The 12781-nt window shown below is 55.2% G+C and carries 13 protein-coding genes and 2 tRNA genes; 5 read left to right on the forward strand and 10 right to left on the reverse strand.

The window, feature by feature from the left end; all coding sequences use genetic code 11:
* Positions 1-78: 78 nt before the first annotated feature.
* The 3 genes from ACXAF0_RS05555 to ACXAF0_RS05565 form a co-directional block, all read right to left on the reverse strand.
* Positions 79-858, reverse strand: coding sequence for an MBL fold metallo-hydrolase (locus tag ACXAF0_RS05555; protein ID WP_475344617.1), 780 nt, complete (start codon positions 856-858; stop codon positions 79-81).
* Positions 859-972: 114 nt separating this feature from the next.
* A complete protein-coding gene (locus ACXAF0_RS05560) occupies positions 973-1809 on the reverse strand; it encodes an ion transporter (protein WP_475344619.1) in 837 nt (278 codons plus the stop codon).
* Between the two features lie 126 nt (positions 1810-1935).
* The gene (locus tag ACXAF0_RS05565; RefSeq protein ID WP_475344620.1) at positions 1936-2892 is read right to left on the reverse strand and encodes an acetyl-CoA carboxylase carboxyltransferase subunit alpha; all 957 of its coding nucleotides are present in this window, start codon (positions 2890-2892) and stop codon (positions 1936-1938) included.
* Between the two features lie 158 nt (positions 2893-3050).
* On the opposite strand from ACXAF0_RS05565, the gene ACXAF0_RS05570 reads away from it, so the two are divergent.
* The gene (locus ACXAF0_RS05570; RefSeq protein WP_475344621.1) at positions 3051-3545 is read left to right on the forward strand and encodes a GNAT family N-acetyltransferase; all 495 of its coding nucleotides are present in this window, start codon (positions 3051-3053) and stop codon (positions 3543-3545) included.
* On the opposite strand, the gene ACXAF0_RS05575 is transcribed toward ACXAF0_RS05570, so the two are convergent.
* Complete coding sequence (locus ACXAF0_RS05575) at positions 3546-3914, reverse strand: winged helix-turn-helix transcriptional regulator (RefSeq protein WP_475344624.1); 369 nt, start codon at positions 3912-3914, stop codon at positions 3546-3548.
* A gap of 187 nt (positions 3915-4101) precedes the next feature.
* On the opposite strand from ACXAF0_RS05575, the gene ACXAF0_RS05580 reads away from it, so the two are divergent.
* The gene (locus ACXAF0_RS05580) at positions 4102-5124 is read left to right on the forward strand and encodes a zinc-binding alcohol dehydrogenase family protein (RefSeq protein ID WP_475344627.1); all 1023 of its coding nucleotides are present in this window, start codon (positions 4102-4104) and stop codon (positions 5122-5124) included.
* 83 nt (positions 5125-5207) lie between these two features.
* Here the strand turns inward: ACXAF0_RS05580 and ACXAF0_RS05585 are convergent, their stop codons facing one another.
* A complete protein-coding gene (locus ACXAF0_RS05585) occupies positions 5208-6194 on the reverse strand; it encodes an HpcH/HpaI aldolase/citrate lyase family protein (RefSeq protein ID WP_475344631.1) in 987 nt (328 codons plus the stop codon).
* Positions 6195-6584: 390 nt separating this feature from the next.
* Between ACXAF0_RS05585 and ACXAF0_RS05590 the strand changes: the two genes are divergently transcribed.
* Entirely contained in the window at positions 6585-7745 is a 1161-nt protein-coding gene (locus ACXAF0_RS05590; RefSeq protein ID WP_475344633.1) for a GGDEF domain-containing protein, read from the forward strand.
* On the opposite strand, the gene ACXAF0_RS05595 is transcribed toward ACXAF0_RS05590, so the two are convergent.
* From ACXAF0_RS05595 to ACXAF0_RS05605, 3 genes are all read right to left on the reverse strand, one after another.
* The gene (locus ACXAF0_RS05595; protein WP_475344635.1) at positions 7746-8267 is read right to left on the reverse strand and encodes a glycine cleavage system transcriptional repressor; all 522 of its coding nucleotides are present in this window, start codon (positions 8265-8267) and stop codon (positions 7746-7748) included. It abuts the gene before it with no gap.
* Between the two features lie 172 nt (positions 8268-8439).
* Positions 8440-8516: transfer RNA gene (locus tag ACXAF0_RS05600), tRNA-Arg, on the reverse strand.
* A 54-nt stretch (positions 8517-8570) separates the two neighbouring features.
* Positions 8571-8647, reverse strand: a tRNA-Arg gene (locus ACXAF0_RS05605).
* 337 nt (positions 8648-8984) lie between these two features.
* Between ACXAF0_RS05605 and ACXAF0_RS05610 the strand changes: the two genes are divergently transcribed.
* Both ACXAF0_RS05610 and ACXAF0_RS05615 read left to right on the forward strand, forming a co-directional pair.
* A complete protein-coding gene (locus ACXAF0_RS05610) occupies positions 8985-10109 on the forward strand; it encodes an OmpA family protein (protein WP_475344638.1) in 1125 nt (374 codons plus the stop codon).
* A 116-nt stretch (positions 10110-10225) separates the two neighbouring features.
* Positions 10226-10531 (forward strand): DUF4169 family protein, encoded by a 306-nt coding sequence (locus ACXAF0_RS05615; RefSeq protein WP_475344641.1) that lies wholly within the window; start codon positions 10226-10228, stop codon positions 10529-10531.
* A gap of 347 nt (positions 10532-10878) precedes the next feature.
* On the opposite strand, the gene ACXAF0_RS05620 is transcribed toward ACXAF0_RS05615, so the two are convergent.
* Both ACXAF0_RS05620 and ACXAF0_RS05625 read right to left on the reverse strand, forming a co-directional pair.
* Positions 10879-11418, reverse strand: a complete 540-nt coding sequence (locus tag ACXAF0_RS05620; RefSeq protein WP_475344644.1) for a hypothetical protein — start codon at positions 11416-11418, stop codon at positions 10879-10881.
* 301 nt (positions 11419-11719) lie between these two features.
* On the reverse strand, positions 11720-12751 hold the full coding sequence (locus ACXAF0_RS05625) for a diguanylate cyclase (RefSeq protein ID WP_475344646.1): 1032 nt from the start codon (positions 12749-12751) through the stop codon (positions 11720-11722).
* Positions 12752-12781 lie beyond the last annotated feature (30 nt).

Here is a 12781-nt window from a genome sequence, read left to right on the forward strand (position 1 = left end):
TGTGGATCTGGAACATTTTTGTTCCGTTTGCTCGTTTTATTGTTTGGGTAGTGTGCAGATTATGCGCCGAATGTCTGATCAACCAAGATCAAAACTTTGTTCCGGCTCAATGAATCCACAAAATCCGTCGGCCACGGCGTCGGGCTTGTCATATGCCTGATAGTGATACAGCCACATCTTTGCCTTTACGTCGTCGGGCAGGGTCACAAGTTGGTCGTAATGGGCATGTACCCCGGAATGGCGGGGGCCAAGTTCACAATCCTGAAAGATGATATCCGCCTTTTTATAGAACGGCATATGGTCTTCTGGATTGAAAATCGCATCTGTTGTCAGGAAAAAGGTTTTGTCCTTGCCATGCCCGAACAGGGCGTAGGAATACATCGTATTTTCCGGTGTCACGACATGGGCGACCGGGATGACATCGAAATGCATACCCTGCCAGTCAAAGCCGTCCTTGGTGGTCAGCGGCGCAACATCGAAATAGGATGACAGATTGGCGTTGCCATGGTCGCTGGTTTCAAGCCCGCCGCGCAGGGAGTGCTCCCACAGTGGGTCGAGCAGTTCCTTGACCGCGAACAGTTCCGTACGGTGCCCGTCAAAGACGAAGTAGTTGGCCAGCGCCATCCATTCCAGACCACCGATATGGTCCGAATGCAGATGGCTGATATAAACGCCATGAAAATCGTTTGGCATATAACCAAGATTGCGCAGCGAATGGCGCGCGTCTGAACCACAGTCAATCAGCAGACGTTGTGGCTGGTCATCGCCCGACGGGGTCGTTTCCAGAACCATGTTGCTCTGAAAATTGTCGGCGGCCATACAAAAGGCCGAGCCTGTCCCCGCAAACGTAAGTTTCATTCCCCGATCTCCCGATACTTTGTCGAAAGATTAGACGAGGTTCGGGGCGTTTAACCACCCCCTTTTATAAGGAAAGTTCCAATTTTTGCAGGCAAACCAATCCTGACAGGCGGGTCAGGGTGTTTGCGACGGTGTGTTTTGCTCGGGCGCAGTGTTCTTGGGCGGTTCGTTTTGCGCGTTGCTGAGTTTGCTCATTTCTGCCCGTAAGGCGCGCAATTCGGTCATGATTTCCTGATGATCAAGCTCGATCACACCCCGTGTCTGGGTTTCTTCAACATCGACATGGGTCGACATCGCATCGACCACAATGGCGATAAACAGGTTGAGCACGGCAAAGGTCGTGATCAGGATGAATGGCACGAAGAATAGCCATGCCAGTGGATAAGACTCCATGACGGGTCGCACAATGCCCATCGACCAGCTTTCCAGCGTCATGATCTGGAACAGGGAATAAAGCGACGCGCCAATTGTGCCAAACCAGTCGGGGAAACCCTGCCCGAACAGCTTGGTCGCCATCACGGCGGAAACATAAAATACCAGCGACAGCAGGGTCAGAACCGAAATCATGCCCGGAATGGCACGCATCAGGGCTTCGACCACCTTGCGCATCGAAGGCACGGTCGAAATCAGGCGGAAGGCACGCAGGATACGCAGTGCACGCAAGACCGAAACGCCCTGACCGGCGGGCATCAGGGTGATGGCAACAATGGTGAAATCAAAGATGTTCCAGGCGCGCTTAAAGAAGGCCAGCCGATAAACGGCAAGTTTCATCAGAAGTTCGACAACAAAGATCGCAACGGCCAACTGATCGAGCACATGCAGGACAGTGCCCGCGGCATTCATCACGGTCGGGGATGTTTCAAGCCCGAGAATGACGGCATTCAGCGCGATAACGGCGGTGATGAAATTCTGAAAACGGCTGGATTCAACAATCCGGCGAAGAACGTTCATGATGCCTCCCGACCAGGTCGGAAAAGGGCGCTTCATTGTGCCGGATGTCACCGACGGACAGACTGCGCCGGAAAATAACAAAAGGGCGCAGCATCACACGCGATGATCTGCGCCCTGAATGGAAAATCAGTTCAGGCCTTTGCGGCCCATTTCAAGGAACTTGTCGCGACGGCGGGCTTTGAGAACGCCACCTTCGACATCGTCCATGCTTTCAAGCGACTTGATGATGGCATTGCCAACCCGTTTGCAGGCTTCCTTGGCATCGCGCTGCGCACCGCCAAGCGGTTCGGGCACGATTTCATCAATGACGCCAAGCTGCAAAAGATCCTGTGCGGTCAGACGCAGCGCCTCGGCAGCCGTTTTGGCTTCTTCGCCAGAACGCCAAAGGATCGATGCGCAACCCTCAGGCGAAATCACCGAGTAAATCGAGTTTTCAAGCATCAGCACCGAGTTTGCGACGGCCAAGGCAATCGCGCCACCCGATCCGCCTTCACCGATGATCACGGAAACCAACGGCACTTTGATATCAAGGCAGGCTTCGATCGAACGCGCGATGGCTTCGGACTGGCCACGTGCTTCGGCATCGGCACCCGGGAAGGCACCGGCGGTATCAACAAGGGTGACAACCGGAATGTTGAACCGTTCAGCCATACGCATGAGGCGGATCGCCTTGCGATAACCTTCTGGACGGGCGGAGCCGAAATTGTGCTTTACACGGGTTTCGGTATCGCGGCCTTTTTCATGGCCGATGACCATCACCGTGCGGCCCTGCAAACGACCAAAGCCGCCGATGATTGCGGCGTCTTCGCCAAACTGGCGGTCACCGGACAGCGGGGTAAAATCGTCAAACAGGTTGGCGATATAGTCGGTGAAATGCGGACGATCCGGATGGCGCGCCACCTGGGTTTTCTGCCAGGGGGTCAGCTTGCCATAGGTGCCCTGCAAAAGCTTGGTCAGCTTTTCCTGCAGGCGCGACACCTCGTCTGCGATGTTGACTTCGTCATTGCCCGTCAGGTGACGGAGCTCTTCGATCTTGCCTTCAAGTTCGGCGATCGGCTTTTCAAAATCGAGGAAGTTATGCATCAGTGCATCATATCCGACTGGGAAACAATGGGGCGGAACATAGTATATCGACCCGCTACGTCAAGGGCGGAGCTAAGAGCAGTCCATATTTTCCGTTTACGTAAGGATTATGGCGTAGTGTTCACACATCACACCCGACAGTTTGCACGTGGAACCCCATGACGTCCAGTATCGAGATCACACTCATCGAAACCCCCGATGAAGTTTCGTTTGAGAGGCTTGTTGAAATCCTGCTTGCCGCTTTTGCCTTTCAGGACGGCATCGTTGATCCGCCAAGCTCGGCCAAATCGGTTTCGGTTTCCGAACTGCAATGGCGTTTCGCCCGCGACACGCTGTTTGTCGCCCGCGATGGCATGGGCAATGTCATCGGACAAATCTGGATCGAGGATGTCGGCAAGGATGCCTATCTTTACAAACTTTCGGTCGATCCGGGGCTCAAGGGATCGGGTGCGGGCAAGGCATTGGTCGAGGCAGCCTGCGCCTTTGCCCGAGATCGCGGCAAACAGAATATGCGCCTTCACGTGCGGGTTGAGCTTGAAGACAATATCGCGTTCTTTAAATCGCGCGGCTTTGAGATTGCCGGCGAAGGTGTTCATGAGGGATATGACAGAACGACTTTCTGGAAGATGGCGCGCGATCTTAGCGTAAGCTGATTATGTTGTTTCACTGTCAGGCATAGGGTGTTTGGACAGTGAATAATAAGGAACGTGGGTTTCGCCCCAATCCTTTAAGGCCAAAATGATGGCCCGTAGCGTTTCACCCTTCGGTGTAAGGCTGTATTCAACGCGCGGCGGAACCTCTGCGTAAACTTCACGATGGACAAGACCATCCGCCTCAAGTTCGCGGAGCTGACGGGTCAGCATGCGCTGGGTAACGCCAGGCATCAATCGGCGTAGTTCGTTAAAGCGTTTTTTGCCATCAAGCAGATGAAACATCACAACGCCTTTCCACTTGCCACCAATCAGATCAAGGGCGCCCTCAACCGGGCAGCCGGGGCTTCTGTTGGGTGGGCAGATATCCATCAGGTGTCTCCTTTGACGGCGTCGATATCGACGGGGAAGGCGCGATGCTGGTTCTTCTTTCGCAGAAAATCACATTAGTATACAAATTAATACTATATGCATAAATTGTGCGTACTTATCACAATCGTGATTATGGTCTATTTGTTTCACATTCACAATTCAAACCTTTGATGAAAAGGATGCAGAAATGAAAGCCATTGGTGTTTACACATCCGCGCCGGTCGAAACCCCGGACCTGTTCACCCAGATCGAAACAGATATTCCGGTGGCGGAGGGCCATGACATCCTCGTACGGGTAAAAGGTGTCGCGGTTAATCCGGTCGATTTCAAAGTCCGCCAGGGCAAGCAGGATGATGGTGAGTTCAAGGTGCTTGGCTGGGACGCAGCCGGTATCGTCGAGGCTGTTGGCGAAAATGTGACCCTGTTCAGTGCGGGTGATGAAGTTTGGTATGCTGGCGATGTGACCCGGTCGGGGTCAAACGCGCAGTTCCAACTGGTTGATGAGCGCATTGTGGCATCGAAACCAAAGTCGCTTGATTTTGCGGCCGCCGCAGCCCTGCCGTTGACGAGCATCACGGCATGGGAAGCAATGTTTGATCGTCTTCTGGTTGACCGCACCGCAATTGATGTCAACGCATCGAAATCGATCCTGATCATCGGTGGTGCCGGTGGCGTGGGGTCAATCGCCATTCAGTTGGCCAAGCTTGCGGGCCTTAAGGTGATTACGACCGCATCGCGGCCGGAAACCATTGACTGGGTTAAAAAGCTTGGTGCGGATATCGTCATCAACCATCGCAATCCGCTGGATGAAGAATTGGCAGCAATTGATATTGCCAATGTCGATTACATTTTCTGCACCTCGGAAACCGATCAGTATTTTGATGTGATGGCCGAAATCATCGCCCCGCAGGGCCGGATCGTGACAATTACCGAGGCCACGGAAAACCACAATGTGGATCTCTTGAAAGCCAAGTCTGCGAGCTTCTCGTATGAGTTCATGTTTACCCGTTCGATGTTCCAGACGGCTGACATGATTGAACAGCACAAGCTTCTGGCGACTGTGGCCCATTTGGTTGATGATGGAACGATCACCAACACCGCCAATGAAAGCTTTGGCCCGCTGTCACCGGAAAGTCTGCAAAAGGCGCATGCGTTGCTTGAAAGTGGCAAGGCAATCGGCAAAATCACCTTTGACGGTATTGCAGATTAAGTCAGCTTCTTTGTTGTTGGCGTACGGGAAAAGGGCCGGGGATGAAACCGCCGGCCCTTTCTGATTTGGTTCTCGTTGCGGACTTAGCCCGCGTCGCGTGCGGAAATGGCTTCGGCCTGACGAACCATGACTTCGGCCTGTTTGATCGAGGCAATGTCAATCAGGCGGCCATCAAGGGCGACGGCACCGGCCCCTTCGGCCTGGGCCTTTTCCATGGCTTCGAGGATGCGTTTGGCCTTGGTGACTTCTTCTTCCGACGGTGAATAAACCTCGTTCGATAGCGCGATCTGGCTTGGGTGGATGGCCCATTTGCCTTCGCAACCCAGTACCATGGCGCGGGCCGCTTGTGCGCGGTAACCATCGGGGTCGGAAAAATCACCGAATGGACCGTCAATCGGGCGCAGACCATTGGCACGTGCCGCGACCACCATCCGGGCAATGGCGTAATGCCACATATCGCCCCAGTGATAGTCACGCGGATTGTCGCCATCCTTGTCGGTCAGAACGCCGTAATGCGGGTTCGGACCGCCAATGCCGGTCGTCATCGCCTTGGTCGAGGCGGCGTAATCCGCAACACCGAAATGCAGGCTTTCATTGCGCGGCGAACCGGCGGCGATTTCGTGGATGTTTTGCATGCCAAGGGCGGTTTCAATGATCAGCTCGAACCCGATGCGTTTCTTGCGGCCCTTGGCCGTTTCGATCTGGGTTGCCATCATATCAAGGGCGTAAACATCCGCCGCGGTCCCGACCTTGGGGATCATGATCAGATCCAGTCGATCGCCGGCCTGTTCGAGAACGTCGACGACATCGCGATACATATAATGGGTATCAAGACCGTTGATACGAACCGACAGAATCTTGTCGCCCCAGTCGATATCATTGATGGCCGCTATGATGTTTTTGCGTGCCTGTTCTTTGTCGCTGGGCGCAACGGCGTCTTCCAGATCAAGGAAAATGGCATCGGCCTTGGATTTGGCGGCCTTTTCAAACAGTTCGATCCGGCTGCCGGGAACGGCAAGTTCGGACCGGTTCAGACGTGCCGGGGCCGGGGTCGGTGTGGTGAAGCTCATGGTAACGTTTCTCCAGAACCTGTCATTTCAATCAGTGCGTCGCAGGCGACGGATCAACAAGGGATCATCGCGCGAAGCATGTGGCGTATTCTTGCGTCCCGTTTTCGGGATCGTACCGTGGCCGCCGTGACAGTTATGTGGCCTGCGATCATTGTGCGTCGCAGTAATCCTGTGGTTAATCTATGGTGCGGATGCGAATGCTGGCAAGACCAAATACGCTTATCCTTCTAGTGCTTTCGACGCACAGGGTCGGTACTTCAGAAAAACTCGAGATAAGCCCGATAAAGCAATAGCCCCTTAACAAGACTGTCGTTAGATTACCGACAATATCGGGTTTGTGGCCAAAGGCGCGCCCGAAAGTCCCTATCAGCAGGTAGTATCAAACGACCCATGCGTCGCGCTTATTCCATCGTTGTTTCTGCCGGTCTGGCGCCTGCGCTTATTATGGGGGCGTGCCTTGTGCTGGCCGTATCCCCGGCGCTGGTGCCCGCAGAACTTGCCGGGCTTGTGCGATACGGGCCATTCTTGCTGGCGGTGCTGGGCGGGGCGATTGGCTGGTGGTTTAACCGCGGGCGTGCGGTTTTCGTCATGCTGTTGCTGCTGATTTGCTATTGGCTTCCGGTTGGCAACGGGGCGGGCATTTCGGCCGAGGGATTGGCGTTTCTTAGGGTTGCGACGCTTTATCTGATCCCGGTCAATCTGCTTTTGCTGGGCTTTACCGCAGAGCGCGGTGTTTTAAATCCGCGCGGCATTGCCCGAATGCTGATTTTGGGTTTGCAGATTTTTGTCATGCTGATGCTGGCCGGCCAACCCGATGTTGGATCGGCACTTCACCGTGTGCTTGATACGCGCTTTTTTGTCAGTAGCGGCATTCTGGGTGCCATGCCCCATCCGGCGATGATCATTTCAGTCATCGCAGTGGTGTTGCTTTTAATCCGCCACAAGCCACTTGAAACCAGCTTTGCGAGCGCAATCATTGCCATAGATGTTGCCACCGTGATGGGGGCAGGCGTTATTCAATATGGGTATCTGGCGGCAACCGGTGTCGTGCTGGCAGGATTGGCGCAAGAAGCCTGGCGAATGGCGTTTGTTGATGATCTGACCGGTTTGCCGGGGCGGCGTGCCCTTGGGCATGCGATGGCCGAACTTGGCAATCAATATGCGATTGCGATGCTCGATGTTGATCACTTCAAGAAGTTCAACGACACATATGGCCATGATGTTGGCGATATCGTCCTTAAAAAGGTCGCGCGTGAACTGGCCCGTGTTGGCGGCGGGGGCAAGGCATACCGTTATGGCGGCGAAGAATTTGCCGTCCTGTTCGCCGGACGCACAGCAGAACGCGCCGAAGAACCGCTTGATGCCCTGCGCCAACGTATTGCGGAGAACAAGATCACCCCGCCGGACAAAAACAAATCCGTTTCGGTCACCATTTCAGTTGGTGTGTGCGAACGTGACGAAGACACCACCGATCCGTGGGCGGTACTAAAAAGTGCCGACCAGAAGCTTTATCAGGCAAAGCAATCAGGCCGGAACCGGGTGGTGATCTGATTAAAGCTCGTCAAACTTGAAGACAAGGCGCATCGAGCCTGCCGTATTGGCAAGGGTTGCCAGGCAATTGGCCGAACGTTCCGGCGGAATGGCAACCGCAAAGCGCAGGGTATAGATCCGGGCATCCTTCTCGTCGGTGGCAGATGCGGCCAGGCGCACGATGTTGGCGTTGTATTCGATAAAGATTTCCGACAGGCGCGCGATCAGGCCCGGCTGATCAATCCCTGAACATTCAATAAGATGGGTGGCGCCCGGTGCGGTTGTCAGTTCCGGGGCAGCCGCGATGGCCTCAACCGTGATATCGGCATTTTCAAGTGCGAGTTCACGCAGGCCGGTTTCACATTCACTGATCGGGCAGTCTTCGGGCAGTTCGCAGCTGGTTTCGAACTTTGCCGTCGCGCCTTCTAGCGCAAACGAGGTCGGTCCAAGGTTGGCGCCGATATCAAAAAGCCGTCCGGTGATGTCAGACACCAGTCCAACGCGGTCATTGCAGGACACTGAGATGCGGGTATTGGCTTTCATCGCGGCACTCCTTGTATTTTCTCGGTGTTTCCTCGTGAGGCAGTTCTGGCAAACCTTATCATCCCGGTTTCGATGTTCCCATTTCTTTTGAGGGCACGGGACGGCAAGTCTTTTGTGTGGGGAGGGGGCTTAAATGCACAAAGGCCCGACGCGGTGACGTCGGGCCTTTGACTGGCGCGCCCGGGAAGATTCGAACTCCCGGCCTTCTGATTCGTAGTCAGATGCTCTATCCAGCTGAGCTACGGGCGCTTTTTGGCTTGTATAAAAGGCAAAGGCTCGACGCGCTAACGTCGAGCCTTTCAATGGCGCGCCCGGGAAGATTCGAACTCCCGGCCTTTTGATTCGTAGTCAAATGCTCTATCCAGCTGAGCTACGGGCGCTTTGCCTTGTTTTCCGGCGGTTTGCAAAGGACTGCTCCTCGTCGGCGGAGCGGAACTTATGCAAACGAGCTGGTCATTGCAAGTAGTAAATTTGAAATTTTGCCATTTTTTCGTAAGGCGCGGTTTGCCTGACTGCTACGGCCCTGTTTTGCCCGGCTTTGTCCGGTTTAAAGTGAATAAGGACAAGACTCGGCAAAAAAGGGGCAAATGCGTCTTGTTCCATAAGTGGTCGTAGACTAAGATGCTTTCAATCCCGGGGGAGCAGGGGCTTGTTTCACCTAGATAAAAAGGCAAGCCCAGGGAGATTCGCATATTTCTACTTAGGTAATAGATCGAAATGGCCGTTCGTAAAACCTACCTCGCCGTAATCGGCACCGCCCTGATGCTGGGGGGATGTTCTTTTTCTTCTGAGGCCCTTTGGCCGACACTTGCCGGAGAAGAGGAAACGACGCAGGAAAACGTCGTTGCTTCTCAGCCGGCTGGTGCTGACGCCACCACCACCAGCTATACCGCTGCTGCAAGCACGGAACCGCTGACCGGTGTGTCTCAGACCGGAACCTTTGTCGGTTCCAAAGTCGAGAACATGCAGCAGGAGCTCAACCGTCTGAAGGCGGCTCTGAACCAGCATAACAACGAATTGCAGCAGCTTCGTGCACAGACTGTATCGCATTCGCAGGCCTATCATGGCACTGTGGCTGCGATCAGCGCACGTCTGCAAGTCGGCACCACGCCGGGTAACCCGGTTCTGGTGCAGCAGTGGAACACTGCGCAGGGCGAACTTGATCGTGTAAACGACGATATCGCCGCGCTGAACTCGCTGGCCAACAAGGTTGCTGCCGACAGCACGCTGTCGACCTTCCTGCTTGAGTCGGTCCGTTCGGCCTATCAGGTTTCCGGTGCGATTGACGAAGACCACCGTCAGTTGGCGCTGCTTGAAGACGAAACTAACCGCACCACGGTGCTGATTGACCGTCTTCTTAATGAAATCAGCGAAAGCCTTGCCCGTCAGACGTCTTATGTAAGTACCGAGCGCGCAAACCTTAATGCGCTGGCTCTGGCTGTCAAAAACGGCGAAATCTTCGGGGATTCCCTTTCCAAGCGTGTTTTCCAGTCGCAGGCCGCACCGGCATCAAGCGGTCAGCGCATGGCATCCACGCCAAGTGACCGCCCGCTGGTTGTCATTCGCTTTGACACGGCAAGCGTGAAATACGAACAGGCGCTTTATAACGCGGTCAACCGCGTTCTGGAACGCCGCCCGCAGGCAAGCTTTGATGTGGTTGCGGTCACGCCGAATCGTGGTACCCCGGCGCAGGTTGCGCTGAACGCCAACAAATCCAAGCGCAACGCGCAGGCTGTTCTTCGGTCCCTGACCGATATGGGCATGCCGAGCTCGCGTGTGCGTGCTTCCGATGCGACCAGCGCATCTGTCTCGGCCAATGAGGTGCACGTCTTCGTGCGCTAAGTCCTGCCGGACACCAACGGATTTTAAGAACGGCTAACGGGTGCTTCGCGAAATCGAAGCACCCGTTTTTTATTTGCGGCTTTGCCCTGTTGGCAGGCTGAAACCCGGAAAGTGATATGGGCGATCTCGTCAATCTGCGTCAGGTGCGCAAACAAAAACAGCGTGATGAAAAGTCCCGCAAGGCCGATCAGAACCGGGCTTTGCATGGCCGAACCCGTGACGAGCGCAGTTTGACCGAGCAGGAACGCAAGAGTGCGGATAAAAAGCATGACGGGCACAAGCGTGTCCATGCTGGCAAGGATGAGCCTTTGCTTGAAACGTCTACAGGCGAGGACGCAGCGCCCACCGAAGATGCAGCGTTCACTGAGGGGGTTGAAAACAATGTTGTCTCGATCTTTTCCCCGGATCGTTCTTCTGACTGAGACCTGACCTCAGCGCTTTTCACGAACCATTATTAAGCCACACGGGGTCGCCATCGCATGCGTTGCGCTGCGCTGCGGACGTGCAGATGCGGTGATGGGGCCTTCGGCGGATTTTTCAGGAAATTGCGATCAGGGGGCAAAAAGCCGCTGCCCTTGTTTGGTGCGCAGTGACAATGGCGTGTTGCCATCGTTGCGGGTCAAACGGGCAGGCATGGGCCGTTACACAGGGCGGCACGGCAGTACCGGCATGGCCGGGTCTTCAAATCACAGCACCGATAAATCACGTTTGCGGTGCCGGTCGCATATCTTTGCTCGCATTGCCACTTCGATAATGGGCAGTGCAGAGATCAGTTCACCAGCGTTTCCGCTTCGCGTTTGGCCTGATCAAGCGCCTCGTCCCAGCCCATCAACCAGTCTTCAAAGTCACGGGAATCAGACGGATAGGGGTTTTCAGTCAGGCGGTGGGCATCGATACCTGCCGAGAAGCCCGAACCATAGGCCGAGTTCGGCAGATGGCGTTCCTGAACCACGGGGGCGTGGGTTTCATAGATGCTGTTGCGGAATGCCGGCAGGGAGCAGAGCACACCATCATCAATGCCCATCGGGTAGGCCATCATCATGGCAGAGCCAAGCGAGGTGATCGAAAGTTCGTCACCAGCCGTCATGCGGATCAGTCCAGCCAGTTTGAGGTGGGCAATGGCACTGTCGATACGGCGCTGCAGGTCAGGGCCGTCTTCGATGGCAACCTGATTGCCGTCATCATCAGTGCAAAAAAGGGATAAGACACGGCGTAGCAGCATGCTGCGATCAAGATTTGCCTCGGCGCTGCGAAGTACGGTCAGCATCAAGGCGGGATCGCCGGGCGCGAAATCCATAGAACTGGACATTCATGGGCCTCCGTTCGGGTCTAAACGAATTCCCTCCCAAGTCGGCAGCGTTTTTCTCTCTCGTGGGTTTATAAACCCGACCGCCTTATTGTTATTATAGTTTGCAGATATGTTTCCAACTTGTGAAGACAAGATTTCGCTTATGCGGAATTTTTTGTTCTTCGCAGTGAACAAAAACACTTTTCCCGGCTAATAAATTGAAATCCCCCACAGATTAAGGGTGCTGCGCTGCAGCGACAGTTGGTGAAAAATTTTCGCGATCTGCGTTCAGCTGCGGTCTGTGTGGAGGGTGGTGCGCCGATCAGGTCGCATCCTTGCCCGTTTTTGACGCCGTAGAGGCCGTCTTGCCATCCGGATTGCGCCAGACGCGCACGCGATTGCGCCCGCCTTCCTTGGCCGCATAAAGGGCCTTGTCGGCCTTTTCGATGATTTGCTCGGTCGTGCGGCTTTTGGTCATCGGGGCGGCCCCGATCGAGGCGGTGACGGGGAGAACCGTCTCATCGCTGATGGTGACCGGTGATGCCTCGATCACACGGCGCAGGCGTTCAAGCACACGTGCACATTGCTTCATATCGGCATTGGGCAGGCAGATCAGGAATTCCTCCCCGCCATAACGATAGACCTTATCGAACGGGCGGACATGCGATTGCAGGATGCCCGCCACCGATTGTAGGACAATGTCGCCTGCCTGGTGGCCATAGGTGTCATTGACCGATTTGAAGTGATCGAGATCGACCAATGCAATGGCGGTGGGGACTTGGGTCCGGATCGCGCGTTCCCGTTCGGAATTCAGATCACCCATCATGGTTTGCCGGTTATAGGTGCCCGTGAGAGGGTCAACATCCGAACGTGCGGTTCTGAAAGCGCGTTCAAGGCGACGTAACTGGGCAAAGAACGATTCTGCACGCAGTGCCATCATGTCGAATTCGGCCGAATCAACTTCGCCGTCAACTTCGCGCGCCGATAAAAGCCGCTTGGCCGAATCGTGCAATTGTTGATGGGTTGCCGCCAGCGCATGCATGGCGGGTTGGTCAATCAGCCGGTTATGGCGATTAAGCGCATACCAGGCCCCGAAATCGCAATCATGATCGTCATCGTCCGTATCGGCATCGGGACCGGTGGGCGAATCCGGCAGGGCGAGTTTGCGGTTCCAGCGCAGCAAAAGGGCCACATGTTCACCAAGCGCCTTGTCGAGTTCGGCCAGAATGTCGCGTTCGGCATCGGCCATCCCGCCATCAGCAACGCTTTCGGGCATCTTGTGGCCCCTGGACTTGCCGGTGGTTGGCTTTGCCTGGGCAGGGTCAGCCTTGGCCGGTTGCGACGTGTCACTCATACGAATGGCCCCGGATCCGTTTCAGGGATC

The organism is Thalassospira sp. ABD4_177, from assembly GCF_056160125.1.

Bases quoted from the DNA above. Each gene is read 5' to 3' on its own strand.
- ACXAF0_RS05565 (WP_475344620.1), bottom strand. From the start codon at position 2,892: ATGCATAACTTCCTCGATTTTGAAAAGCCGATCGCCGAACTTGAAGGC.
- ACXAF0_RS05570 (WP_475344621.1), top strand. From the start codon at position 3,051: ATGACGTCCAGTATCGAGATCACACTCATCGAAACCCCCGATGAAGTT.
- ACXAF0_RS05590 (WP_475344633.1), top strand. From the start codon at position 6,585: ATGCGTCGCGCTTATTCCATCGTTGTTTCTGCCGGTCTGGCGCCTGCG.
- ACXAF0_RS05625 (WP_475344646.1), bottom strand. From the start codon at position 12,751: ATGAGTGACACGTCGCAACCGGCCAAGGCTGACCCTGCCCAGGCAAAG.
- ACXAF0_RS05615 (WP_475344641.1), top strand. From the start codon at position 10,226: ATGGGCGATCTCGTCAATCTGCGTCAGGTGCGCAAACAAAAACAGCGT.
- ACXAF0_RS05580 (WP_475344627.1), top strand. From the start codon at position 4,102: ATGAAAGCCATTGGTGTTTACACATCCGCGCCGGTCGAAACCCCGGAC.
- ACXAF0_RS05575 (WP_475344624.1), bottom strand. From the start codon at position 3,914: ATGGATATCTGCCCACCCAACAGAAGCCCCGGCTGCCCGGTTGAGGGC.
- ACXAF0_RS05585 (WP_475344631.1), bottom strand. From the start codon at position 6,194: ATGAGCTTCACCACACCGACCCCGGCCCCGGCACGTCTGAACCGGTCC.
- ACXAF0_RS05555 (WP_475344617.1), bottom strand. From the start codon at position 858: ATGAAACTTACGTTTGCGGGGACAGGCTCGGCCTTTTGTATGGCCGCC.
- ACXAF0_RS05610 (WP_475344638.1), top strand. From the start codon at position 8,985: ATGGCCGTTCGTAAAACCTACCTCGCCGTAATCGGCACCGCCCTGATG.
- ACXAF0_RS05620 (WP_475344644.1), bottom strand. From the start codon at position 11,418: ATGTCCAGTTCTATGGATTTCGCGCCCGGCGATCCCGCCTTGATGCTG.
- ACXAF0_RS05560 (WP_475344619.1), bottom strand. From the start codon at position 1,809: ATGAACGTTCTTCGCCGGATTGTTGAATCCAGCCGTTTTCAGAATTTC.
- ACXAF0_RS05595 (WP_475344635.1), bottom strand. From the start codon at position 8,267: ATGAAAGCCAATACCCGCATCTCAGTGTCCTGCAATGACCGCGTTGGA.